This is a genomic window from Centipeda periodontii DSM 2778, from assembly GCF_000213975.1.
In the GTDB taxonomy this organism is placed as follows: domain Bacteria; phylum Bacillota; class Negativicutes; order Selenomonadales; family Selenomonadaceae; genus Centipeda; species Centipeda periodontii.
The window spans coordinates 654,988-678,712 of sequence record NZ_GL892076.1 but is presented as its reverse complement, the minus strand read 5'-3'; the positions used below and the strand labels follow the sequence as shown (position 1 = coordinate 678,712).

Here is a 23,725-nt window from a genome sequence, read left to right as displayed (position 1 = left end):
TCGCCTTCACAGCGCAGCATTTTATTTCTACTCAGTCCTTCATGCGCGGCACGGTCATGGTGCCGAAGGAGCTTTCCTTGCGGTGGCAGTGCGGGCACTCGTTCTCGATCAGCCCCGTATAGCCGCAGACGGGGTCGCGGTCGACGGGGTGGTTGATGGAGAAGTAGCCCATGTCCGCGTCGTGCATGGCGCGGACGACCTTCTCGAACGCCTTGACGTTCTTCGAGGGATCCCCGTCCATCTCGATGTAGGCGATGTGCCCCGCGTTCTCAAGCGCATGGTACGGTGCCTCAATGCAGATCTTGTCGTATGCGCTGATGTCGTAGTAGACAGGCACATGGCTGGAGTTCGTCATGTAGGAGCGGTCGGTGACACCGGGGATGATGCCGTACGTCTTTTTGTTCGCGCGCTGGAACTGCCCCGCCGTGCTCTCGGCGGGCGTGCCGAACGTCGTCCAGTTGCGCTGTTCCGCCTCGGTGTACGCGTCCGTGCGCTCTCTGAGATGTCCGACGATCTTGAGTCCGAGCTCCTGTGCCGCTGCACTCTCGCCGTGGTGCTTGCCCGTGAGGGCGACAAGGCACTCGGCAAGTCCGCAGAAGCCGATGGAGTATGAGGCGTGCTTGAGAAGATCCTTGATGGAGTCGACCGGACTCGCCTTCTCGCTGTCCATCCACACGCCCTGCCCCATGAGGAACGGATAGTTGTAAACGTGCTTCTCCTCAATGATCTTCAGGCGGTCGAGGAGGTAGTCGTGACAGAGGTCGATGTAGTGATCGTAAAGCTCCCAGAACTTATCCAGGTCGCCCTTTGCTTCCAGCGCGAGTTTCGGCAGGTTGATCGTCGTAAAGGAGAAGTTGCCGCGGCTGCCCGACTGCTCGGGGCCGTTGACGTTGCTCATGACGCGCGTGCGGCAGCCCATGGTCGCGACGCAGCTGTTGTAGTCGCCGGGCTTGTAGTACTGGAGGTTGTACGGCGCGTCGAGGTTGACGAAGTTCGGGAACAGACGGCGTGCGCTGACGCGGCAGGACTCGATGAAGAGGTCGTAGTTCGGATCCTCGGGGTTGTAGTTGACGCCCGCCTTGAGCTGGAACACGGAGATCGGGAAGATCGCCGTCTCGCCGTTGCCAAGTCCCTGCCATATTGCGCTGAGCACCTCGCGAATGACGAGCCGCCCCTCGGGCGAGGTATCCATGCCGTAGTTGATGGAGCTGAACGGCACCTGTGCGCCCGCGCGGGAGTGCAGCGTGTTAAAGTTGTGGATGAGCGCCTCCATCGCCTGATGGGTCTCCTCCTCGACGCTCTCACACGCAAGCTGATAGACGGTACGCACGTCCGCTTCGAGTTCCTGTGCGACCGGTGTCTCGAACGCCGTGCTGTAGACGACGTGCAGGGCGCGTGCGAGTTCTGCACGTGCCTTTTCCGCACGCGCGTCGTCCTGCTTTTCCGCATAGACGCAGATGGCAAAGTCCAGCTCCGCACGCAGTGCCTTTTTGAATGCGTCATGGGTGAAATGCCCGCGCCCGAGGCGATAGAGGAGCGCCTTCCACGCCTCCTCGACGAGTGCCTTGCGGAACGACTTTTTCACACCGTCCGCCATGGCATAGTCAAACGCGTTGATGCTCTGCCCGCCGAACATATCGTTCTGGTTCGACTGGATTGCAATGCACGCAAGGCTCGCGTATGCGCGGATGGAGTTCGGCTCGCGCAGGAAGCCGTGCCCCGTGGAGAAGCCGCCGCGAAAGAGTTTGAGGAGATCTATCTGGCAACAATTAAAAGTGATAAGTGAGAAGTCCTTGTCATGGATGTGGATGAAGTTCTCGCGGTCAGCGACGGCGTAACGCTCGTCGAGCACGTAGTTGTCGACGAAGTGTTTCGCGCCCTCCGCGCCAAGCTTCAGCATGATGCCCATGGACGCGTCCGTGTTGATGTTCGCGTTGTCGCGCTTGAGGTCGGAGTCGACGGAGTCCGCGAAGAAGATGTCGCGGTAGCTCGCCATGAGGTGCTTCTGCGCGAGGCGGCGCTGTGCGTGCCGCTGACGATAGGTGATGTAGCGGCGTGCGATGTCGTGGAAGCCATGCACGAGCAGCTGCTTCTCGACGAGATCCTGGATCTCCTCGACGCTGATCTCCGCACGATCGCCGAACGCTTCCTCGACGGCGGTCGTCACGGCGTCGATCTCTGCCGCCGTCATCGGGTGAACGTACTCCTTGCTCGCCGCCGCGATCGCGTTGCGGATCTTTGTGCGGTCATAGGGCACGGCATGTCCCGCGCGCTTCGTTACGGTCGTCACTGTCATGAATGAGCTCCTTATACTATATATTGTGGTTGATGATATTCGATACGGAACATATTGTAACAGAGGACGAGATTCTTGGCAAGGAAATTTTTCTCCTGCTGAGGCGGAAGAAGATGCGCTTCATAGAATTTTCCTACTTTTGTCCCGATTGCATTTTTTCTGCCCAACTAGTATACTACATACACTGGAGGATGCAGATTGTGATTAAGAAGGTATCCTACAAGGAGCAGGTGTATCAGTATCTCAAGACGGCGCTCATCAAGGGCGAGCTGCAGGCGGGTGAGATCTACTCGGAGCAGCAGGTGGCGGATCAGCTGAATGTATCGCGCACGCCGGTGCGTGAGGCGGTGATGCAGCTGACGCACGAGGGGATGCTCGAGGTGCGCGCGAATCGCGGTTGGACGGTGCGCCCGGTATCCGAGGATGATCTGCGCGAGATTGTCGCGGCACGCATTGCGATCGAGGGCTACAGCATTCGTTGGCTGACGAAGGAGGCGCCCGAGTCCGTGCGGCAGAAAACGCTCGCGGGGTTGGGTGTCGTGCAGGAGAAGAGCCGCCCGTACATCGCGAGCGACCATATGCACTACGAGTTCATGAAGCTGGACACGCAGTTCCACACGCTGCTGGTTGCGGCGACGGGGAACAGCTATCTCATCCGCATTCACGAGCAGATGCGCACGAAGCTCGAACAGGCGATCTTCACGTCGCTGCACCATCGTCGCCGCCACGCGGAGGCGTGGGAGGAGCACGCGGCGATCCTCTCTGCGATCGGGCGGCGCGATGAGGCGGATGCGATGCGCGCGTTTATGGTGCATATGCAGGCGACCTCGCGCGTGTTTGGAGTAGCGCAGTAAGATATGCCGATACGATGCACCACGCAAACGCCTCGTTACACAAGCGGTCGTGTGCGATTCAATCAGGATTTCGGGCAGTGCCCGATTCTTTTATAAATTAAGTAGTATACTACATACTGCTAGATGGATTCGTTATTGAACGGGAGGAATCAGTCATGAAAAACATCGGATTTATCGGACTCGGTATTATGGGGAAACCTATGGTGCGCAATCTGCTGAAGGCGGGCTTTGCGGTCACTGCCTTTGATGTGGCGACGGACGCGGTGCAGGCGATGGCGGCGGAGGGCGCGAAGGCGGCATCGTCGGCAAAGGAGGCGGCGACGGGCGCAGACATGGTGATCACGATGGTGCCGAGCGGCCCGATCGTGCGCACGATCCTCAGCGGCGCGGACGGTGTGTTTGCGGGCGCAGCGAAGGGCACGATCATCGCGGACATGAGTTCGGTGACTCCGGTCGAGTCGAAGGAGTTTGCGGCGATGGCGGCGGAGCACGGCTGTTCGTTCCTCGATGCGCCGGTCAGCGGCGGTGAGCCGGGCGCCGTGGACGGCTCGCTCGCGATCATGGTCGGCGGCGACGCGGCGGTGCTCCAAGAGGCGCGTCCCGTCTTTGCGGCGATGGGCAAGACGATCACGCTCGTCGGTCCGAACGGCAGCGGCTCGGTGACGAAGTTGGCGAATCAGGTCATCGTGAATCTCAATATCGCGGCGGTGTCGGAGGCGCTGATCCTCGCGACGAAGGCGGGCGCCGACCCGAAGAAGGTCTACGAGGCGATCCGCGGCGGCCTCGCGGGCAGCACGGTGCTCGATGCAAAGGCGCCGATGATGTACTCCCGCAATTTCAAGCCGGGCGGCCCGATCGCGATCAATCTCAAGGACATCACGAATGTCATGGACACGGCGAAGGGCATGGAGCTGCCGCTCATCCTGACGGGCGTGCTGCAGCAGATCATGCACAGCCTCAAGGCGACGGGGCACCTGATGGACGACCACAGCGGCATTGTGCAGTTCTACGAGAACATCTCCGGCGTCGTTGTGAAATCCAATGAGGTGTGAGGAGGTCGGTCATGAAGGTATCGAAGGACGAACTGTTTGCAAAAATTCCCGCAGTTGACGAGGCAAAGGTCGACGCCGCGCTCAACGAGGAACGCAGGGGCTTTGACCGCAAGATCATCGTGCTTGACGACGATCCGACGGGCGTGCAGACGGTGAACGGCATCCACGTCTACACGGACTGGTCGCCTGAGAGTATCGCAGAGGGCTTTGCCGAGGAAAACGCGATGTTCTTCATCCTCACGAACTCACGCGCGTTCCAGGCGGCCGAGACGGAGGCGGAGCACCGCACGATCGCGGCGCGTGTGGCGGCGGAGTCAAAGCGGACGGGCAAGCAGTTCATGCTCATCAGCCGCAGCGACTCGACGCTGCGCGGGCACTATCCGCTTGAGACGGAGACGCTTGCGCACGCCCTTGAGGAGTCGGGCGAGCGCATCGACGGCGAGGTGCTTATGCCGTTCTTCAAGGAGGGCGGGCGATTTACGATCGGCGATGTTCACTATGTGCAGGAGGGCGCCGATCTGACGCCGGCGGGTGAGACAGAGTTCGCGCGGGACAAGACGTTCGGCTACACGGCGTCGAACATGAAGGCGTACATCGAGGAAAAGACGAAGGGCGCGTTCCGCGCGGCGGATGTGGTCAGCATCTCGCTCGATGACCTGCGTGCCATGCGCGTGGACGAGATCACGGCGCAGCTGACGGCGGTGCGGGATTTCCGCAAGGTCGTTGTGAACGCCGTGGACTATGTGGATGTGAAGGTGTTTGCGATCGCGATGATGCGTGCGATGAAGGCGGGCAAGAATTTCCTGTTCCGCACGGCAGCGGCGTGGACGAAGGTCATCGGCGGCGTTGCGGATAAACCGCTCCTCGGGCGCGATGAGCTCGTTGTAAAGGGCAACACGAACGGCGGGCTCATCATCATCGGCTCGCATGTGAAGAAGACGACGGAGCAGTTCGAGAAGCTGCGGGAACTGAGCGCGGTGAAGTTCATCGAGTTCAACCACATGCTCGTGCTCGACCCGCCAAAGCTCGCCGAGGAGCTGCGGCGCATCATCGCAGAGACGGAGGATGCCATCCGCAGCGGCGTGACGGTTGCGGTCTACACGGGGCGCAAGCGGTTTGACGCAGGCTCCGAGGAGGAGTCCCTGCGCGTCTCCGTGCAGATCTCGGAGGCGATCACGAGCATTGTGCGTCGCCTCAGTGTTCAGCCTGCGTTTCTCATCGCAAAGGGCGGCATCACGTCCAGTGATGTCGGGACGAAGGGGCTCTCGGTGCACCGCGCACTCGTCCTCGGACAGGTCGCGCCCGGCATCCCCGTCTGGCAGACAGGACCGGAGAGCAAGTTCCCCGGCATGAGCTACATCATCTTCCCAGGCAACGTTGGCGCGGCAACGACGCTGCGCGATGTGACCGCAATGCTAGGAGAAAGCTCTGTATGTTAAGCTTGATAAGGAGGGCTTACTGTGGAACACTTTCAGCAGTATCTTGGCGAGTTTGTAGGAACCGCCTTTTTCATGATACTGGGACTTGGAACGATTGCCAATATTTCGCTGAAGAAGTCGGGGATGTATGGCGCGGGCGGACTGATGGCGGCGTGCGGCTGGGGGCTCGGGATGGTCGCGGTGGCGGCAATCTTTGCTCCGCTCACGGGCGCGCATGTCAATCCAGCGGTGACGATCGGCTTCCTGATCGGCGGGGATTTCCCGCTCGAGATGGTGCCCGGCTACTTCATCGCGCAGTTCCTAGGCGCCTATGTGGGCGCGGTCATTGTCTGGTTCGTCTGGAAGGATCACCTCGATGAGGAACCTGAGGCGGGGGCGAAGCTCGGCGTGTTTGCCACGGCACCGTCGATTCGGAATCCGCTGCGCAACTGTCTCGCCGAGGCGACTGCGACGTTCAGTCTGATGTTCATCATCCTGTCGCTCTCGCATCTGCAGCCCGCGGGAGGCGTGGCGCTGTTCTTCGTGTTTGCCGGCGTGGCGGGCGGCGTCATGGCGTTCGCCGGGCTCACGGGATACGCGATCAATCCCGCGCGCGACCTTGCCCCCCGCATTGTGCACGCGATGCTGCCCATTCGCGGAAAGGGTAATTCGGATTGGAGTTATGCGTGGGTTCCCGTCGTCGGTCCCATGCTCGGCGGCGCGGCTGCCGGGATTCTCTATAATGTGCTGTTTCGATGGCAGATGTAAGGACGTTACGTTTTTTGGGTCAGATATGAAAAGGAGGCACCCCTATGTTTATGTTTCTCTCTCATCCGCTCGATCCGAAGGATCTCGCATGGCCGGGCGAGCCTGTCGTGAAGACGAAGCAGTGCACCGATGTCTGTGAGAAGACGCCGTTCGCGAGCTTCATCACGGAGCTGCCGAATCACTGCGGTACGCATATGGATGCGCCGCGCCACTTCGTCAAGGACGGGCTGAGCATCAATCAGCTGGACATCGACTACTTCTGTCATGAGGAGGTGGCTGTGCTCGACATCCCAAAAGGGCTTGCAGAGGGCGTCACGAAGGAGGACTTGGAGCCGTTTGCCGATGTCCTCGGGCGCGTTTCTGCCGCGCTGATTCGCACCGGACTCGAACGGTATCGGACGGAGGAGCCGACGGTGTATCAGCACGAGGGCTCCTATATCGCGCCGAGCGCCGGGGACTACCTGACGGAGACGTTCCCGAATCTGCGCGTGATCGGGATGGACTTCCTCGCGGTCGGCTCCCCGTCGACCAAGGTGCCGGAGAGTGAGTCGCCCGTACACTGCCATCAGCATCTGCTCGGGTACCACACCGGGAAATTCTGCACGGCAATCGAGGATATGCACCTGTCCGAGGTGCCGAAGGGGAAGAAGATCAAGCGCTTCTTCAACGCGCCGCTTCGCATCGTAGGTCTTGACTCCAGTCAGGTGGTCTGCATCGCGGAAATCGAGGACTGATCCCAACCTCCCGCGTGCAATACGGGGAAGGCTTAGGGATTACTAGTTTCCCCGCTCCCAACGAAACATCCCCGCACGTCGGAAGAATCCGATGTGCGGGGATGTTTGCTCCTGAGGAATCGTTTAGCCGTGGTGATGATCGACGCCGACCATGACGGACGTTGCCTTGATGACGGCGTATGCCTCCTTGCCGACCTCAAGACCGAGCTCTGCGATGGCGTTCATGCTGATCGTCGCGGTGACGACATCGCCGCCCTTGAGCTCGATGCCGACGATGCCGTTGACGGCCCCCTTCTCGATGGAGATAACCTTGCCCTTGAGCTGATTGCGTGCACTGAGTTTCATTTGTTTCCCTCCCTTATTCGCAATGTCGTTGATATTGTAGCATAAATCCATTACAAAGTTTGTGATGAATATCACATTTATCCCTATTGCTTGTTCGTCGTTTCGTTTGATGATATAATTGTTTGGGAATATTCGGTTCCTGTGGATTTTGCTGCTGTCAGTGAAAAGGCAATGCATATGGAGAATAGACACAACACCGAAAATATGGGGAATGGCGGGAATCCTGCCGCGATTTCGGAGCAAATGCTGTTGGATGCGTTTCTCTGTGAGATTGTTGTGATCGACACGGGAAAGCGCATTGTAAAGGCGAACGAATCGTACTGCATGGCGCGGGGGGCGAGCCTTGCACAGGTTGTGGGAATGCCGATCGAGGCGTGCGGCAATGCGGACGCCATTCTCAAAGCGTTGGAGTATCCGACCGAGACGAAGCTGATCTTTCAGGAAGATGACGATATCGTTGCACTCAGCAGTATTTTTTCGAGCGGCGCGCTGGTCGGTGCGATGGAGATGCGGTTCCGTCACCATGGTCTGAGCGATGCTGCTGCGATGGAAGTGAGCTACAGCCACATGGCGGAGGACATCCACAAGCTGTTTGAGACCAACTGGGATGTGATCTACGCCTCGGACGATACGGGCAAGACGCTTGAAGTGAGTTCGGCAGCAACCGCGATCTGGGGCGTAGATGCCGAGCAGCTGGTTGGAAAAAGCGTCTATGATTTGGAAAGAGAGCGCATTTTCTATCCATCCATTACGCGCATGGTGCTGGAGTCAAAGCGGCGCGTGCAGGCGATTCAGACGACGGCGACGGGGAAGAAGCTCCTCGTCATGGGAACGCCCATCGTGGACGAGGAAAACCGGATTGTCCGCGTGATCAATACGTCGCGGCTGATCGTGGATGAGAGCGAGTTCTCACAGGAGCTGAACGAGACGCGGCTCCTGCTCGAGGGCTATAAGCGCGAGCTCGCGCGGAGTCAGCTGCAGGAGGAGCAGAACAACGCGTTCATCGCGGAGAGTCCGGAGATGAAGAAGATCGCGGTCATGGCACTGAAGGTGAGCGAGACGGATGTGCCCATCCTCATCACGGGCGACTCCGGCGTCGGCAAGGAGGTGCTTGCCAACTTCATCCACGCCAAGAGTCCGCGCACGGAGAAGCCGTACATCAAGATCAACTGCAGCGCACTGCCGCCGACGCTCTTTGAGTCGGAGCTGTTCGGCTACGAGCGCGGCGCTTTCACGGGGGCGGAGCGCAGCGGCAAGCCGGGGCTGTTCGAGCTCGCACAGGGCGGCACGCTGTTTTTGGACGAGATCAGCGAGATTCCCGTCGGCATGCAGGCAAAGCTCCTGCGCGTGCTGCAGGAAAACGAGTTCATGCGCGTGGGCGGAACGAAGACCATCCCCCTGGATGTACGCATCATCGCGGCGTCGAACAAGAATCTGCCGGAAGAGATCGCGCAGGGACAGTTTCGCCGGGATCTGTACTATCGGCTGAATGTTGTGCAGTTCCACATTCCGCCACTGCGGGAACGGCAGGAGGATATCCTGCCGCTGTCGCTCTTTTTCCTGAAAAAATACAATGCGAAGTATCGGCTGAACCGTCGGCTTTCCGCGGATGTGATGGATGCCTTTTCCCGCTGCCGCTGGGACGGGAACACGCGGGAACTGCAGCATGCGATTGAGCGGATGGTGGTGCTCTCGCCGCAGGATGTCATCGGCGTCGACAGCCTGCCGGAATCGCTGCAGTGCCGTCAGCGCTCCGCCCCCATTCAGGTGGATGCGATCATCCCGCTGCGGGAGGCACAGCGCCTTGTGGAGGAGAAACTGATCGCGATGGCGCAGCGGAAGTACAAGACGACAACACGGATCGCCGAGGTCTTGGGGGTGGATCAGAGCACGATCAGCCGAAAATTGAAAAAAGTATAAACAAATATGCACCGCCGCATAAAATCTATGCAGCGGTGCATATTTTTTGTGCGCGTTTACGCCACAATCACAGTATTTATGTAGGAATTCACGTTGGCATGAAAATTGCATATTACGAAAGCAGAGGACAATGATGAATCCAAAGGAGGCGAGGCTATGGCACATAAATGGATCGCTGCCGCCGTGCAGATGGACTGCGTTCCCTATGACAAGGACGCCAATCTGAGGCATGCGGCAGAGCGGATCGCGGATGCCGCATCGCAGGGCGCACGGCTCGTTGTGCTGCCGGAGCTGTTCAATACGGGCTATCGTGTCGAGGTGCGGGACATGGAGCTCGCGGAGGGCATTCCGGGGCATACGACCCGATGGATGCAGGACATGGCACGGCGCTATGGCATCTATGTCGCGGGCGCGCTTCTCGAACGCGGAGCGGACGGTCTTATCTACGACACGGCAGTGCTTGTCGGTGCGGAGGGCTGCATCGGGCAGCAGCGCAAGATGCACCTCTGGGATGCGGAGAGCAGTCGATTCGCAAAGGGCGCGGAGATCGGCGTCTGTCGGCTGCCGTTTGCGACGGTCGGGCTTCTCATCTGCTATGAGATTGGCTTTCCCGAGATGGCGCGGATTCAGACGCTCAAGGGGGCGGATGTACTGCTCTACTCCTCGGCGTTTGGACGGGCGCGCGACTACGTCTGGGATCTTGCGTCGCGGAGTCGGGCACTTGAGAACGGCGTGTATGTCGTGGCGTGCAACCGCTGCGGACAGGAGCAGACTACCTCGTTCGCCGGGCTGAGCCGCATTGTGGCGCCGGACGCGTCGCTGCGGGCAGCGGCAGGGATGGACGGCGAGGCCGTGATCTGCGCGGAGATCGATTTGGATGATGTGGCAGCGATGCGAAAGGCACTGCCGTATCTGCGCGATTTGCATCCCAGATTGCGCAATGAGATGTTTTGATGATGATGATGAAAGGTATCGGAGGTTTTTGCAATGGCAAAGAAAGAGATTCTCGTTGGTTATGGCGTGGATATCGATGCGGTCGCCGGATGGCTCGGATCGTACGGCGGCGAGGACTCGCCGGATGATATTTCGCGCGGACTCTTTGCGGGCGAGGTTGGCATTCCGCGCCTGCTCAAGCTGTTCAAGAAGAACAACATCAAGGCGACGTGGTTTGCGCCGGGGCACTCCATCGAGACGTTCCCCGAGCAGATGAAGATGATCGTAGCGGACGGGCATGAGGTCGGCGCACACGGATACTCGCACGAGAATCCGATCGCGATGACGCCGCAGCAGGAGGAGGATGTGCTCGTAAAGAGCATCGAGCTCATCAAGGCGCTGACCGGCAAGAGCCCGACGGGCTACGTCGCTCCGTGGTGGGAGTTCTCCAATGTCACGGACAAGCTGTTGAAGAAATACGGCATCAAATACGATCACTCCCTGATGCATCATGACTGCATGCCGTACTATGTGCGGATCGGCGACAGTTGGAGCAAGATTGACTACGCGGCACCGGCGTCTACGTGGATGAAGCCGTTGGTGCGCGGCGAGGAGACGGATCTGGTGGAGATCCCCGCGAACTGGGACCTCGATGATCTCCCGCCGCTGATGTTCATCAAGAAGTCGCCGAACAGCTTCGGTTTCCACAACCCGCGCGACATCTTCGGCATGTGGGAGGACTCCTTCGACTATGTCTACGAGAACTATGATTTCGCGGTGTTCCCGATGACCATTCATCCCGATGTCTCCGGACGCATGAAGTGCATCGGCTGCCACCAGCACCTCATCGACCACATCAACAAGCACGAGGGCATCCGCTGGTGTACGCTCGACGAGATGGCGGACGCGTTCCTCGCGCGGTTCCCGAAGAAGTCGTAAGGCGTCCCTGTGGAGGCGGCGCCGCGGGGAACGCGCCCGCGGCGCTTGCTCCGCGCTGCGGCATGAGAGTCTGAGAGGAGGAGGATCCATGTGTGTCCTATGCGGTGAGCTGATTATGAATGTGCACTGGACGGATCAGCCGTTCCACGATGCGGAATACGGGCAGCGGGAGCGCGTTGTCGCCGGAGAGGGGCAGCGCGATCGGCGGCGGATGCGCCTGCGCCGCGTGGCGGTTGCGGACAGAGTGCTGCGGTACTACGGTCTGAGCATACGGGACTGGAACGGCAGCAAATACGTGCTCGCGGATCGGAAGGGCAACAGTCGGATCGTCAGCGATCTCGGCGATATGTGGAGCACCGCCGCGCAGATGTGCCGCAGGACGTTGGATCCGCTCGATCCTGATTTTCTGTGTGCCATACGCGGCGGCGTGTGAGCATCATGGCGGATCGCAGGCTCCCGATCACCGTCGTGACGGGCTTTCTGGGCAGCGGAAAGACGACACTGCTCGCGAATGTGCTGAAGGATGCACGCTTTCAAAACACGGCGACGATCATCAACGAGTTTGGTGAGGCGGGGCTCGACCATCGCCTGATCCGGCGCGTCAAAGAGTCGACGCGTCTCCTGAGCGGCGGGTGTATCTGCTGCAATATGCGCGAGGATCTCATCGCCGTGCTGAAGGAGATCCTCAACGAATACGAGCGGGGCGAGATGCCGCTTGAACGCGTCGCCATCGAGACGACGGGGCTCGCCGACCCCGCCCCGATCCTGTTCTCCGTGCTCATGGATCCGCTGCTCAGTCAGCGCTACTATGTCAGCAATGTCGTCTGCTGTCTGGATGCGGTGAACAGTGCGCTGCATCTGCGGAGTCACGCGGAGTCGCTGCGGCAGATTGTCGCGGCGGACACCATTGTCATTACAAAGACGGATATGGCTGCCCCTGCCGAGGTCGCTGCGATGCACACACGACTGCGCGAGCTCAATCCGGCGGCGGTGATTCGCGAAAGTGCGTACGGGGGGATTGACCCCAATGCTGTCTTTGGCGCGCAGGAAGCCTTGCCGCAGGACCGAGCGGTGCGCATGGCAGAGATGCCGCCGCTCGGGGGGCAGCATGACAGCACCGTTCGCTCCATGTCGATCCGATTTTATGAGGCGCTCGACTGGACCGCGTTCGGGCTGTGGATGAGCATGCTCCTCTATACGCACGGTGAGCGGATGCTGCGCGTCAAGGGGATTGTCGACGTGGGGGAGCGCGGCCCCATCGTCATCAACGGCGTGCAGCACGTCATTCACCCGCCGCAGCACCTGCCGGACTGGCACGGGGAGGAGCACAGTTCGCAGATCGTCTTTATCATGAAGGATCTCGAACCGCAGCGTATTATGGAATCGCTGACCGCCTTTCAGGGCGTCCTCGGCGCCGCACCGGTCATCGAGGAGATCCACACGAATCCGTATGGGAAAGCTCATGGATAAAGATCTGTGTTTCTTTTCCTCTCTTGCGCTTCCATGGAAAAACGTTCGCTCACGGCGGAGAACGCGATGGATGCGCTTGCCATTCCGCCGTCAGTGGGGACGGCATCAGGCGATGCTCTGAGAAGTGTTTGTGACCTGCACCCGTCGGTACGATTGCCGACGGGTGCTTTGTGTGTTCGGACGGAAAAGGCGTACGGTAGCAAACGGCGGGATCCAAACGTCCTAATTTTGCAAAAGTCCTTGTATTTCCTAGGGAAAATGGGTATCATAGGGATAAATTTTTTGCAAAAAAGAGGTGCGGCGATGATATTCGGACGATTTTTGCTGTTTCTCTGCGTTCTTCTCACCCCGCTGCGTGCACTTGCCGCGCCCGGTGATCTGCCGTCGCTCTACTTTGTGTGCGCGGCGGCATCGGAGGCGGCATACAGCGGTGATCTGCCGGAGCTGCTGCGCGCGCGCCTGATCGCGGCGGGCTGGCAGATCGAGTCGTATGAAACGCCGGGGCATCGCGGGACGGTCGGGCGGTTCTTTCATCTCGTACGCACGGCGGAGGATGGTGTGGAGACACATTTGATCGCGTTCCCGGGGACGGAGCGCGGGAGCGATGTGTGGACGGATCTGCGCCTTGGTCGTGCGGTGTTCGGTGGGACGACGCCCGCAGAGTTTCTCGCGATGCGTGATGCGCCCGTGACGGAGCGGAGCGCGACGCCGCTGGTGCACAGAGGTTTCCTTGACTATACGCAGGCGGCGCTCTTTACGGACACGTTTCCCGACTACGGCAACCGCACGGCAGGTGAGATAATCGCGGCGGAGCTGCGCGCACATCCTTCGGCACATCTCTATCTCACGGGGCACAGCCTCGGCGGGGCGACGGCGATTCTCGCGGCGGCGCGGCTCGCGGATATGGGCGTGCCGGCGGAGCAGCTCGTCGTGACGACGTTCGGCGCGCCTGCGGTCGGGAATGCGGCGTTTGTGCAAAGATATGAGGGGCGGTTTACGTTGCATCGCGTGGTGATGAGCGGCGATCCGATGAAGAACATCCTCGCAGCGCCGCTCGGCTTTTGTCCGTTCGGGGAGCGCGTTGCGTGGCATCCTGCGCGGAGCGTGGCAAAGTTCCCGCACGCGATGATTGTCTATGTGGATGCGGCGATCCGTCAGCTGTACGATGCGTACGGCGGGGATCGTGCCTGTCTCTTTCTGATGGGTGCGCCGAACCGCACGGAGGGGCATCCGCTCTATGTCGCGCCGATCGAGACGGAGATGGATGAGGTGCTGACGGAGGACGCGCCCTATATGGCGGCGGTGCTGCGCGATGTGCTGCATGTGTGCAATGCACAGGCAATGTTCGCGACGGTGGATGAGGGGCTGTCGGAGAACGGCCTCCTCAGCGGGCTGACAACGCACCTTGAGGCGGCACGCGCGTCGGGTGCGGAGGAGATGATCGCCTATCGCATCACGGGTGCGAGGATCCGCGATGCGCACGAGACCTACCGCATCACCCTGGAGCGTGCGGTGTACGATATGGACGGCAATCTCATCGCGGCAAGCTCCCGCTCGGCACGCACGGGGACGCTCACGCCGATCGAGACCGTGGTATATCTGTTCGCGCAGGATTAGGGAAGCACTGGATGGCTAAAGCGCAATATACTTGAAAAGGGAAAGGACATCACGATGGTCGTGGAGGATCTGTGGCGGCTGTTTGACATTATCGGGACGCTTGCCTTTGCGGTGTCGGGGGCGCTGGTCGGCCTCTCGCGCCGCATGGATATTTTCGGCATCTCGGTGCTGGCGCTGGCGACGGCGGTGGGCGGCGGTATGGTGCGCGATGTGCTGGTCGGCATTACGCCGCCGATGACGCTGCGCGATACGACGAATTTTCTCCTGTCGGTGGGCGTCGCACTCCTGACCTCGCTGCTCTATCAGTGGACGGCGCTGCACCGTATGCGCCGTCAGCGGCTCCTCACGATCTTCAATGTGTCGGATACGATTGGGCTCGCCGCATTTACGATCACGGGAGCGCTGACGGGTGTGCGCGTCGGCGGAGATGACAGCTATGTGCTGCCGCTCCTCCTCGCGGCGACGACGGCGGTGGGCGGCGGCATGATCCGCGATGTGCTCGCGCAGCGGATGCCCGTGGTGCTGTACGCCGAGGTCTATGCGGCGGCATCCCTCGCCGGCGCGTTCGTGTTCTGCATGCTGCGCTTTACGCTCGGGATCGAGGCGGATTCGTGGCTTGCGTTCATGCTCGTGCTGCTCATCCGCTTTGCCGCGATTCACTGGAACTGGAGTCTCTATCATCCGCGCCCGCCGAAACGGCATCATGATAAGGATGTGGAGGAATAACGGGGCGTTTGCGTGGAGCATCGCAGTCCGTAACACTTGACATAGACCCCAACAGATTCTTCCTTTGCTTATCTTTCTCTCATGGTATATAATGAAAAGAATTCTACAGATAAAGGAAGGATCGTCATGAACGATACGAACGCAGTCACCTCCCGCCGCAAGATTATCCTGAGCGGCATCCAGCCCACCGGCACATTCACCCTCGGCAACTATCTCGGGGCGGTGAAGAACTGGCGGCACCTGCAGGAGGAGTATGACTGCTATTATTTTGTCGCCGATCTGCACGCGCTGACGGTATACCATGCGCCTGCCGCGCGCCGAAAGGCGAGCCGTGAGGCGTTCGCTCTGCTACTGGCGTGCGGGCTGGATCCCAAAGAGAGCCTCGTCTTTATCCAGAGCCATGTACCCGCGCACGCGCAGATGGGGTGGATGCTCTCGTGCCTCAGCCCGTTCGGCGATCTCTCGCGCATGACGCAGTTCAAGGACAAGTCGGCGAAGCACCCCGAGGACATCAATGCGGGCCTCTTTACCTACCCCGCGCTGATGGCGGGCGACATTCTCCTCTATCAGGCGGACTACGTGCCCGTCGGCGCGGATCAGACGCAGCACCTCGAGTTCACACGTAACGTCGCAGCGCGGTTCAACCACGTCTACGGCGAGATGTTCCGTCTGCCCGAGGGCTATTTCCCGAAGGCGGGTGCACGCGTGATGAGCCTCGCGGAGCCAACGGCAAAGATGAGCAAGTCGGACGAAAATGCAAAGGCGACGATCTACATCCTCGACGATGAGAAGACGATCCTCAAAAAGTTCAAGTCCGCCGTGACGGACAGCGAGGCGGAGGTTGCGTTCCGTGAGGGCAAGGACGGCATCAATAATCTCATGACGATCTACGCCGCCGTCACGGGCAAAACGATGGACGAAATCACGGCGGAGTTCGCGGGCAAGGGCTACGGCGACTTCAAGACCGCCGTCGGTACGGTGGTCGCAGAGGAGCTGCGCCCGATCCGCGAGAACTACGCGCGCCTCCTCAAGGATGTGGCATATCTCGATGCGGAGATTGCACGCGGAGCGGAGCGTGCATCGCAGATCGCCGAAAAGACGCTGCGGAAAACGATGCGCAAGATGGGGCTGTGCTGACGGGCGAGAATCGCGTGACGCGCGCCGTGATTCTCGCGGCAGGGCGCGGCGCACGCCTCGCACCGCTGACGGATCGGGTGCCAAAGCCGCTCGTGCCCGTCAACGGCACGCCCATCATCGCCACGATTTTAGGGAAACACTGATAAATTCAGCACCATCATCTTGACGCATCTTTTTTGCCCGCACTTCGTCGGCAAATCTTAAGGAAGCGCTGAAGGCGTAATTCACTGGAAAGAGAGCGAGAAATGCAAGACGATTTCACCGTATTCTGGCGCAATAACGAGCGTGCCTATGCGCTCTTTTACGATCTCCTCGATCGTTCGGAGCGCGGAGCATACGACGACGACTTCCTCGCGCAGCTTGCAGCCTATCGGGAGGCTGCTCCTGAGAGTGAGCGCGCGGATATCTTCGCGGCAAAATATCTGTTACATCACGGGGATGCAGAAAATGCTGCCGTCTGCGGAGAGCGCGCCCATCGGAAGCGCCCCGTGAACTACGAGATCTGGAAGCTCCTCTCCCACGCCTATGCAGCGTGTGGGCGCTACGCGGATGCGCTCGTCATGCAGGGCTATGCGCTGAACTTCTTCAAGGTCCCCATCGCTCTTGATGTACCGGCCTCCGTTCTGACAGAGGAGACACTTGCCCGTCTCTCACGCGCGGCGGGCAAAGCAAACTACGCCCCCTACGCGCTCAGCCGCATGAACTACAGTGACGAGGAGGGGCTGACGGCACAGTCCACGGTCTTTTTCGAGGAGTTCCTGCCCGTCTCCGAGCACATCACGCCACACTACTATGTCGGTGCGTACACGGAGCGGGATATGCACGGGACGAAGCGATGGCTGATGCGCACGATCGCACATGCAGAGGGGCTTGCGGACCATGTCGGCGGAGATTTCACCTTTGACATTATGCGCGGCACGCGTGCGCCAAAGAGTGCGACCATCCGCTTGGAGGATGGAGTGGAAGCGATCGTACCCGTCTTTGGTACGGCGGAGGGACAGGTGCTTACAGCAAAGACGGAAACGGTGGACGACTGCATCTGGCTGAATCCCGGCGCCCCGAATTATTTTCGTCTCAATGAAGATACAACGCTCTCCTCGACAGAGGAATTCATCGTCGGTACATCGATCCCGCTTGTGCACAGCCCCGCCCGCAAAAAGCTCGTACTAAACATCCTTGTCGATGCGCTCCCATGGCAGGTGCTGCGCACCTCCTTCGCCGAGCATATGCCCAATACGGCGCGCTTCTTCGCGCACGGCACAATCTTCGATCAGCATTTCTCCGTATTTGAGTACACCTATCCCTCGCTGGCGACGATCGAAACGGGAATGTATCCGCAGCATACGGGTATCTTCAGCGAGTGGGTAGCGATTGAATTGAACGAGGACATTATCACCATTGCCGAGCGGGCGCGCGATGCCGGCTATGCCACGTCGAATCTCATGAGCGACGGCAGCGGTACCTACAATGGCGTAACGCGCGGCTATGACCGCCTCGTCGTCTCCTCCTACGACCTCAAGGCATATGAAGCTGTGGAGCGCGTCATCCACTATCTGGACGGCTGCGGGGAGGCGGATCACTTCATCTTCCTGCATCTTGGTGATGTACATCCGTGGGGGAGCACGTCATTCCAGATTCCCACTGCCACACAGATGCATCTGCCGCTCGCACAGCGCCTCTCCGACTCCAAGGTGAAGGTAACGAGTCCCTATCTGCGCCCGAGTGCATTCAATCAAACCGCGTTCTGGCAGGGTGTGCACGATGCGGATCGCGCGCTTGGCATGCTCTTTTCCTATCTCGAGCAGCACTACGCGCCCGAGGACTATCTCATCAGCCTCTACTCGGATCATGGCGTGCCGATCTTCAGTCCCACGCACTACATCGTGGATGCACAGATGACAAGAGCGACGTGGATGATGCGCGGCGCGGGTGTGCCCGAGGGCGTAGTCGCAAGCGAGCTGACAAGTGCCGTAGACATCTACCCTACACTCGCCCATCTCCTCAACTTTCCCGTCGATGCAGCGGTCGATGGCGTGCTGCCAAGGCTCTTCGGCGGGATGGGACGAGAGATCGCGTACAGCAATTCGCTCTTCCCGCGCAAGTACTACTATCTCGCAGCGCGCGCACAGGACTATACGCTCTTCCTTGAAACACTCGATCCCGTTTCCTTGAGCGGTACCGTCGATCTCGCGCGAACGAAGGTAGGGATCTATCCGCGTGCACACGAGAACATCGCAGAATATGAGGTGGACAGCCCCGAGCTGCGTGCATTCTTCTATCCGCGCGTCCGTGAATTTTTGCAGGGGATCGGGAGCAACGGCGAGCAGTTCCCCCCGCCGGAGGAAATTGTATGAACGTCAATGATTTTCTCTCTGCGCTCGGCGCAGAGTTCTTTGCAGGGATCCCCGACTCGAAGCTGCGCCCGCCGGTCGACGATCTGAGAAACCAGGGGCGTAAGGACATAGACTCATAAAAGGAGATCTCCCATGCGTCCCCTTCTTCTCATCGGAATAACGGTGCTGCTTCTGTGCACTGCGGGCTGCACGTCCCACATCGGCAAACGGATCAACGACTGCAATACCAGTGAAACGACCGTGCCGCAGCAAAACGCCACACAGGAAGCAAAAACAGAGCAAGCGGTGCCGCTCATTGCGAATGCCCCGAGCGGCACCAGCATCCTTATCAGGAAGTCGGAGTTCCGCCTCTATCTCCTCGTAAACGGGAACGTCGTTCAGTCATGGCCGATTGCGCTCGGCAAAAACGCGGGGCAGAAGGAAGTGGTCGGCGACATGAAGACGCCAAACGGCAGCTTCCCCGTCGACGAGGTGCTGGGTTCCTCCGACTGGACGCATGACTTCGGCGATGGCAAGGGTGAGATCGCGGGCGCGTACGGTCCCTACTTTATCAGCCTTGACACCTCGGCGCTCTCGGGCGGTGCATGGGACGGCATCGGCATCCACGGCACGCACGATCCCGCGAGCATCGGGACGCGCGCGTCCGAGGGCTGCATCCGTATGAACAACGAGGATCTCTGCGCGCTCAAGGAACACGTAAACGTCGGTATGCAGGTGACGATTGAGGAGTAACAAGACATACAACAAAAGCCGCATCCTCTCATGGAAATGATTGGATGCGGCTTCATTCTGCCTATGTTGCAGAAAATTCGTTTGCAATTTTCTTGGTAAGCCCCTATAATGATATTCGGAACGTCCTAGCAACGTGGCGGCTTCTTTCCCCCGAAAGGGGGTGAGCGGATATGAGCGAATTTGACACGATCTTGTTTCTTGTCGTGGCAACAGGCTACATTCTCGCGATAACCAAAAAGAAATAACCGCCCCATCTCCCAAGTGAGCGGTTATTTCTTATAATAACAAGTCTGAACTTCGGAAAGATGCCGCCTAGGGCGTTCTTCCTGTTTTTATTATAGCAACTACTTCCGTGATTGGCAAGAAAAATGTAACAGAGCGTTACCCTTTCCCCCGCACCAGCCCCATTGCAAGCTCGGCGTTGCGCGCGGCGAGGCTGCGCATCTGCGCGAGGAGGTCGGCGTTCGCCGCCGTGAACTCGTGGCGTGCCGCCCATTTGCGTCGCACCTCCTTGAGGACGCTCGCAGTTGTGATGTCCTGCAGGTCGTTGACGGGCTTCTCGCCGATGGAGCGGAGGAAGCGGTCGACCTTGGGATCGTAGGAAATGCCGATCATGGGGACGCCCATGACGCCCGCAAAGATGAGCGCATGTAAACGAACCCCGATCATCAGATCCATGTTCGCGACGAGGGAGAGCAGTTCGCTCGTACTGTACTCGTCATCGAGGACGGTGCTCTCCTCCTGCGTCCACGCGGCGATGGTCTTTGCCGTCTTGACATCCTCGGGGTACTGCATGGGGAGGAAGATGACGCGCGCATCGAATTCACGCACGATGGCGTCGCTGATCTCGGCGAGGATCTCCTTGTAGTGCTGCCAGCCCTGCCAGTCGCGCACGGAGATGCCGACGACGGGCTTTGCACCGTCCGCCCCATAGCGACTGAGGATGGCACGCCCCGTCTCGCGACCGACGGGATGGATGCCGAGCACGGGATCTGCCGTACACTCCATCGGCGGGCGTGTGATGCCGAGGCGGCGCAGCTCCGCCATCGAGCCCTCGTCGCGGACCGTGATCAGGGAGACGCGGTTGCCGAGCCAGCGCATGCAGCGGCAGGCAAATCGTCCCGTGACGGGGCCGATGCCCTGCGCATAGAGCATAACGCGCTTGCCGAGGAGGAGGGCGAGCAGGATGATGCCCATGTAGTAGTAGAGGCTGCGGCGGCTCGTGACGTTCTGCAGGAGGCTGCCGCCGCCGCTGATGAGAAGATCGGTGCGGCGCAGTGCCCCGAGGATTCCGCTCACATCAAGAGAGCCAACCGCGTGCACGCCGTGGCGCCGCTCGGTGTCCGCAGGATCCGCACTGATGACGGTAATATGAAGTTCCGGGTCCAAATCCGCGAGTACTTCGAGCATCGCCGCGAGCATGGCTTCATCGCCCGCGTTCTTTGCACCGTAGTACCCCGATACAACGATCCGCTTCATCGGGTGAAATGCCCTCCGTTTCCCATTCCTATGACGATCTTCCTTTATTGCTCAAAGCGCCCTTCCGCCCTTGAAAGGGTATGCACGCACAAATTCAGACCGCCCTCCGCACACGCTCCAGCAGATGATTCCATGCGGCGACAAGCGCCACGAGCACGGCGCCGATCGCACCGCCGAGGAAGACACCGCCGATGCCGCGTACCAGCGACATTTCCACAGGAGTCCTCATATGCGCGAAGGTCTCCACCATCGACCCCTGACCGATGGTCGCGGCGAGCACGAGCCCGAAGATGATCCACGTCTTCCACTGCCGCGCCGCGCCGTAGAGTGCGAGCAGGAATGCGGGATGTCCGATCAGGAACTCCTTCGTACGCGGGCGTGCGTAGAAGATCTGCTCGAGCGCTGCACGCATCTTCAGCTCGATGCCGGGCACGGGCATGCCCGAGGTGTGTCCGCTGCGCAGGACCAAAACGACAAGCGCCCCGAGTAGGACAAGCCCGCCGAGAAGCGAGCCGACGCGCACGGGCGTCCCCATAATCTCGCGCAGCTGTCCGAAAACGCCCGCCGAGGCGTCGAACTGCCCGTCAAAGATGTCAAACCGCTGCAGGAAGGCAGCAGCGACGAGGATCATCGGCAGGACAAAGGTCAGCTTGATCCCGCGGAAGATGTCGAACTCAAGGAGATAGCGCGTATCCGCGAGCGCACCCGAGAGATAGGAGGCACCGATCATCGACAGCGCACTCGTGATGCCGAGGAGCACCAGCCCCGCGACGAGGATGCGCCAGAGAGGCGTATCCTTGGGGAAGCGCCGCGTGCGCAGGAGATCGAGCAGTGCCACGATGGCGAGCGCGGGGAAGAGATTTGCGCTTGCGAGTGCCGCGACAAGGCGCACCTTACTGCCCGCACCGATGAGAATGGGCATCATGGAGATGAGCGCCGCCACCGCGAAACAGAGCAGGACGGTCTTTCGCCGTCGGTTCAGCGCGGGGATGACGAGCGAGAGATAGAGCACGCCCGCCGCCGCGACACCCATGATGACGAGCGCACGCAGCACGCGCGACGGCTCGTACGAGGCGAACATGCCCGCACGGCCGATCTTGAACCCCTTTGCCTCAAGCGCTGCACGCGTATCGGCGAAGTACTTCATGTTCGTCTCGAGGAGTGTCATGCTCGGCGCAGGCTCCTCGTAGATGCGCAGGAGATTGATGCGGATGTTCCGCTCCTCGTCCGTCGTCTCCCAGCGCTCGACGGCGGCGTCGATCTTGAGCTTTTTCAATTCATCCAGAGGGATGCTGTAGAGACGCGCGACATGGTCGTAGCCGACGCCCTTCGCGATCTCGTCCATGCCCTGCTGCTTGTAAAACTGCAGCTGAGTCACGCCCTCGATCAGACCGAGCGAGAGCCGACGCGCACGCATCTCGTCGATCGTGGTCTGCAGCGCCTTCGGCACACCGAGCGTCACCGGCCCCGAGAAGACAATTGCCGAGACCGCGATCCCATCCATGCGCGCAAAAACAGCGTGCACATCGTCCGGCGTACAGTCATAATAGTTCGAGGGACGCGCGATCACGTCGAAGCCCGCCGCATTGACGGCGCGCATCTCATCGGACGGCAGCCCGATGTTGCGCTTCAGGAACACCTCGTAGAGATCCTTGACCGCGATGACCTCGTCCGTGCCGACGGTGAGGACCGTGATGCGCGCCGCGCCGAAGCGGCGCAGGAGATCCTCCTTCAGCTCGGCGTAGGTCACGGGATCGTGCGAGACGACGTAGATCTCCGTGCCGACGATCTTGCCGTCCTCGACAAGTGTTCGCCAGCGCGGGTCGGTCAGCGTGCCCGTGTGGTAGGCGGCGAGGATGTCTGCGCCCTTCACGGCGTTCGCCTTGCCGTTCTCGTTGAACTTCTTGAAGGTTGTTTCGTAAACGGCAAGTGAGGTGATCCCCGCCGCCTTCGCCTCTGCGAGCACCTCTTCGGCGGGCAGTCCCTCGCGGGCGGCGAGTTCGAGGAGTCCCTCGTAGTCGATGGCGAGCTCCACCGTGCGCGAATCCTCCTCGACGGCGTGGCGCTCCATGCCGATGAGGAGGCTCGCGATAAAGCCGACGAGGATCGCCGCGAGCAGGATCGGATGATAGTGAAATTTCTTCATGAATGATTCCTTGTTACTGTGATGCACGCCCCACGCGAACGCTTCGTTACGCAAGCGGTCGTACACTTATCTGCGAGGGTTCGCTTTGGGGCGTTGCACCACATTCGTTCAATCACATCTATTCTTATTTCCCTGCGGTCAAAATCACAACGCCGTCCTTCTCCTCGATGCTCTCGAACGCGAGCCCAAAGGGAAGTGTGTCGGCACGCGCGACGAGCACGTCGGGGAAGAGTCCGTCGAGGCTCAGCACGTTCAGCCCCATGCCGCGTGCGGCGATGTGCGTCGCCTTGTAGTAGAGGTCGCCGCTGACGATGGAGAAGCCGCCCTCGATCGTCACCTCAAATGTCTGCCCGAAGGCGCGCGTCTTTGCCGTCGTGAGGACGCTGCCGGGATGCACCGTCACGGCGACATCGGTGAATTTGTCCGCCTCGCTCGTGACGAGCTCGCGGATCGCGTCTGCGTCCACCACACCGTGCATCTCGACGCTCTCCGCATCAGTGAGGATGAGCTGCTGGTCACGCAGGAGCTTCCCCATGTCGAAGCGGAGGTTTGTCCCCGTAACGGTCAGCTCGCGCACGAAGACCTTGCCGATGCGCCCTTCCCGGATGACACCGTCGAGAGCCCCGATCTCTCCGAAGATGAGGCGTGGACTGTCCGTGATCGACAGCTGGACATCCTGTGCACCCGTGCGTTCGCGCAGTTCATCCGCGACCATCGTTGAGACCGCGCGCGGCAGAGCAAAGATGCCGCAAACGAGGCTGAAAACAAAGAGCAGGATGACGGCTGATACTTTCCACATGATGAG

General features: G+C 60.1%; 21 protein-coding genes and 1 pseudogene. 17 read left to right on the top strand and 5 right to left on the bottom strand.

The features are described from left to right. Window positions 1-31 precede the first annotated feature (31 nt). Window positions 32-2,296: an anaerobic ribonucleoside triphosphate reductase gene (locus tag HMPREF9081_RS02975; RefSeq protein ID WP_006305498.1), complete on the bottom strand. Its 2,265-nt coding sequence runs from the start codon at window positions 2,294-2,296 to the stop codon at window positions 32-34. Window positions 2,297-2,487: 191 nt separating this feature from the next. Between HMPREF9081_RS02975 and HMPREF9081_RS02970 the strand changes: the two genes are divergently transcribed. The 5 genes from HMPREF9081_RS02970 (at window position 2,488) to HMPREF9081_RS02950 (ending at window position 7,122) form a co-directional block, all read left to right on the top strand. Then, on the top strand, window positions 2,488-3,150 hold the full coding sequence (locus HMPREF9081_RS02970) for a GntR family transcriptional regulator (protein ID WP_154647282.1): 663 nt from the start codon (window positions 2,488-2,490) through the stop codon (window positions 3,148-3,150). A gap of 155 nt (window positions 3,151-3,305) precedes the next feature. Next, window positions 3,306-4,202: a 2-hydroxy-3-oxopropionate reductase gene (garR, locus tag HMPREF9081_RS02965; protein WP_006305496.1), complete on the top strand. Its 897-nt coding sequence runs from the start codon at window positions 3,306-3,308 to the stop codon at window positions 4,200-4,202. 11 nt (window positions 4,203-4,213) lie between these two features. Next, the gene (locus HMPREF9081_RS02960) at window positions 4,214-5,641 is read left to right on the top strand and encodes a four-carbon acid sugar kinase family protein (RefSeq protein ID WP_006305495.1); all 1,428 of its coding nucleotides are present in this window, start codon (window positions 4,214-4,216) and stop codon (window positions 5,639-5,641) included. A gap of 21 nt (window positions 5,642-5,662) precedes the next feature. Further along, on the top strand, window positions 5,663-6,388 hold the full coding sequence (locus HMPREF9081_RS02955) for an MIP/aquaporin family protein (protein ID WP_006305494.1): 726 nt from the start codon (window positions 5,663-5,665) through the stop codon (window positions 6,386-6,388). A gap of 44 nt (window positions 6,389-6,432) precedes the next feature. After that, window positions 6,433-7,122, top strand: coding sequence for a cyclase family protein (locus HMPREF9081_RS02950; protein ID WP_006305493.1), 690 nt, complete (start codon window positions 6,433-6,435; stop codon window positions 7,120-7,122). A 123-nt stretch (window positions 7,123-7,245) separates the two neighbouring features. Here the strand turns inward: HMPREF9081_RS02950 and HMPREF9081_RS02945 are convergent, their stop codons facing one another. Continuing rightward, a complete protein-coding gene (locus HMPREF9081_RS02945) occupies window positions 7,246-7,467 on the bottom strand; it encodes a TOBE domain-containing protein (protein ID WP_006305492.1) in 222 nt (73 codons plus the stop codon). 177 nt (window positions 7,468-7,644) lie between these two features. On the opposite strand from HMPREF9081_RS02945, the gene HMPREF9081_RS02940 reads away from it, so the two are divergent. From HMPREF9081_RS02940 to HMPREF9081_RS02895, 12 genes and pseudogenes are all read left to right on the top strand, one after another. After that, complete coding sequence (locus HMPREF9081_RS02940) at window positions 7,645-9,387, top strand: sigma-54 interaction domain-containing protein (protein WP_006305491.1); 1,743 nt, start codon at window positions 7,645-7,647, stop codon at window positions 9,385-9,387. A 156-nt stretch (window positions 9,388-9,543) separates the two neighbouring features. Next, the gene (locus tag HMPREF9081_RS02935; protein ID WP_040394372.1) at window positions 9,544-10,341 is read left to right on the top strand and encodes a carbon-nitrogen hydrolase family protein; all 798 of its coding nucleotides are present in this window, start codon (window positions 9,544-9,546) and stop codon (window positions 10,339-10,341) included. A 33-nt stretch (window positions 10,342-10,374) separates the two neighbouring features. Next, window positions 10,375-11,259 (top strand): polysaccharide deacetylase family protein, encoded by an 885-nt coding sequence (locus tag HMPREF9081_RS02930; protein ID WP_006305489.1) that lies wholly within the window; start codon window positions 10,375-10,377, stop codon window positions 11,257-11,259. 88 nt (window positions 11,260-11,347) lie between these two features. After that, window positions 11,348-11,692, top strand: coding sequence for a hypothetical protein (locus HMPREF9081_RS02925; RefSeq protein WP_006305488.1), 345 nt, complete (start codon window positions 11,348-11,350; stop codon window positions 11,690-11,692). Window positions 11,693-11,697: 5 nt separating this feature from the next. Further along, window positions 11,698-12,729 (top strand): CobW family GTP-binding protein, encoded by a 1,032-nt coding sequence (locus tag HMPREF9081_RS02920; protein WP_040394370.1) that lies wholly within the window; start codon window positions 11,698-11,700, stop codon window positions 12,727-12,729. Between the two features lie 303 nt (window positions 12,730-13,032). Then, a complete protein-coding gene (locus HMPREF9081_RS02915; protein ID WP_040394369.1) occupies window positions 13,033-14,346 on the top strand; it encodes a lipase family protein in 1,314 nt (437 codons plus the stop codon). A 54-nt stretch (window positions 14,347-14,400) separates the two neighbouring features. Then, window positions 14,401-15,072: a trimeric intracellular cation channel family protein gene (locus tag HMPREF9081_RS02910; RefSeq protein ID WP_006305485.1), complete on the top strand. Its 672-nt coding sequence runs from the start codon at window positions 14,401-14,403 to the stop codon at window positions 15,070-15,072. 126 nt (window positions 15,073-15,198) lie between these two features. Then, entirely contained in the window at window positions 15,199-16,209 is a 1,011-nt protein-coding gene (gene trpS / locus HMPREF9081_RS02905) for a tryptophan--tRNA ligase (protein WP_040394368.1), read from the top strand. Next, window positions 16,206-16,340 (top strand): annotated as a pseudogene (locus HMPREF9081_RS13025) (nucleotidyltransferase family protein); the annotation flags it as partial. The gene trpS and the pseudogene HMPREF9081_RS13025, both read left to right, overlap by 4 nt. Before the next feature lie 114 nt (window positions 16,341-16,454). Further along, window positions 16,455-18,563, top strand: coding sequence for a sulfatase-like hydrolase/transferase (locus HMPREF9081_RS02900; RefSeq protein WP_006305482.1), 2,109 nt, complete (start codon window positions 16,455-16,457; stop codon window positions 18,561-18,563). Next, the gene (locus tag HMPREF9081_RS14710; RefSeq protein WP_006305481.1) at window positions 18,560-18,682 is read left to right on the top strand and encodes a hypothetical protein; all 123 of its coding nucleotides are present in this window, start codon (window positions 18,560-18,562) and stop codon (window positions 18,680-18,682) included. The genes HMPREF9081_RS02900 and HMPREF9081_RS14710 overlap by 4 nt, the downstream gene beginning before the upstream one ends. Window positions 18,683-18,695: 13 nt before the next feature. Further along, window positions 18,696-19,295, top strand: a complete 600-nt coding sequence (locus HMPREF9081_RS02895; protein ID WP_006305480.1) for a L,D-transpeptidase — start codon at window positions 18,696-18,698, stop codon at window positions 19,293-19,295. A gap of 381 nt (window positions 19,296-19,676) precedes the next feature. On the opposite strand, the gene csaB is transcribed toward HMPREF9081_RS02895, so the two are convergent. From csaB to HMPREF9081_RS02880, 3 genes are all read right to left on the bottom strand, one after another. After that, window positions 19,677-20,774, bottom strand: coding sequence for a polysaccharide pyruvyl transferase CsaB (gene csaB / locus HMPREF9081_RS02890; RefSeq protein ID WP_006305479.1), 1,098 nt, complete (start codon window positions 20,772-20,774; stop codon window positions 19,677-19,679). 94 nt (window positions 20,775-20,868) lie between these two features. Continuing rightward, window positions 20,869-22,920 carry a DUF5693 family protein gene (locus HMPREF9081_RS02885; protein ID WP_040394365.1) on the bottom strand — a complete coding sequence of 684 codons (2,052 nt, stop codon included), beginning with the start codon at window positions 22,918-22,920 and terminating at the stop codon, window positions 20,869-20,871. Window positions 22,921-23,044: 124 nt separating this feature from the next. Next, window positions 23,045-23,719, bottom strand: coding sequence for a hypothetical protein (locus HMPREF9081_RS02880; RefSeq protein ID WP_006305477.1), 675 nt, complete (start codon window positions 23,717-23,719; stop codon window positions 23,045-23,047). Window positions 23,720-23,725 lie beyond the last annotated feature (6 nt).

Coding starts and splice junctions, on each gene's coding strand:
- trpS (WP_040394368.1), top strand. CDS start 15,199: ATGAACGATACGAACGCAGTCACCTCCCGCCGCAAGATTATCCTGAGC.
- HMPREF9081_RS02895 (WP_006305480.1), top strand. CDS start 18,696: ATGCGTCCCCTTCTTCTCATCGGAATAACGGTGCTGCTTCTGTGCACT.
- HMPREF9081_RS02940 (WP_006305491.1), top strand. CDS start 7,645: ATGGAGAATAGACACAACACCGAAAATATGGGGAATGGCGGGAATCCT.
- HMPREF9081_RS02900 (WP_006305482.1), top strand. CDS start 16,455: ATGCAAGACGATTTCACCGTATTCTGGCGCAATAACGAGCGTGCCTAT.
- HMPREF9081_RS02915 (WP_040394369.1), top strand. CDS start 13,033: ATGATATTCGGACGATTTTTGCTGTTTCTCTGCGTTCTTCTCACCCCG.
- HMPREF9081_RS02945 (WP_006305492.1), bottom strand. CDS start 7,467: ATGAAACTCAGTGCACGCAATCAGCTCAAGGGCAAGGTTATCTCCATC.
- HMPREF9081_RS02920 (WP_040394370.1), top strand. CDS start 11,698: ATGGCGGATCGCAGGCTCCCGATCACCGTCGTGACGGGCTTTCTGGGC.
- HMPREF9081_RS14710 (WP_006305481.1), top strand. CDS start 18,560: ATGAACGTCAATGATTTTCTCTCTGCGCTCGGCGCAGAGTTCTTTGCA.
- HMPREF9081_RS02910 (WP_006305485.1), top strand. CDS start 14,401: ATGGTCGTGGAGGATCTGTGGCGGCTGTTTGACATTATCGGGACGCTT.
- csaB (WP_006305479.1), bottom strand. CDS start 20,774: ATGAAGCGGATCGTTGTATCGGGGTACTACGGTGCAAAGAACGCGGGC.
- HMPREF9081_RS02930 (WP_006305489.1), top strand. CDS start 10,375: ATGGCAAAGAAAGAGATTCTCGTTGGTTATGGCGTGGATATCGATGCG.
- HMPREF9081_RS02885 (WP_040394365.1), bottom strand. CDS start 22,920: ATGAAGAAATTTCACTATCATCCGATCCTGCTCGCGGCGATCCTCGTC.
- HMPREF9081_RS02925 (WP_006305488.1), top strand. CDS start 11,348: ATGTGTGTCCTATGCGGTGAGCTGATTATGAATGTGCACTGGACGGAT.
- HMPREF9081_RS02935 (WP_040394372.1), top strand. CDS start 9,544: ATGGCACATAAATGGATCGCTGCCGCCGTGCAGATGGACTGCGTTCCC.
- HMPREF9081_RS02975 (WP_006305498.1), bottom strand. CDS start 2,296: ATGACAGTGACGACCGTAACGAAGCGCGCGGGACATGCCGTGCCCTAT.
- HMPREF9081_RS02960 (WP_006305495.1), top strand. CDS start 4,214: ATGAAGGTATCGAAGGACGAACTGTTTGCAAAAATTCCCGCAGTTGAC.
- garR (WP_006305496.1), top strand. CDS start 3,306: ATGAAAAACATCGGATTTATCGGACTCGGTATTATGGGGAAACCTATG.
- HMPREF9081_RS02950 (WP_006305493.1), top strand. CDS start 6,433: ATGTTTATGTTTCTCTCTCATCCGCTCGATCCGAAGGATCTCGCATGG.
- HMPREF9081_RS02880 (WP_006305477.1), bottom strand. CDS start 23,719: ATGTGGAAAGTATCAGCCGTCATCCTGCTCTTTGTTTTCAGCCTCGTT.
- HMPREF9081_RS02970 (WP_154647282.1), top strand. CDS start 2,488: ATGCAGATTGTGATTAAGAAGGTATCCTACAAGGAGCAGGTGTATCAG.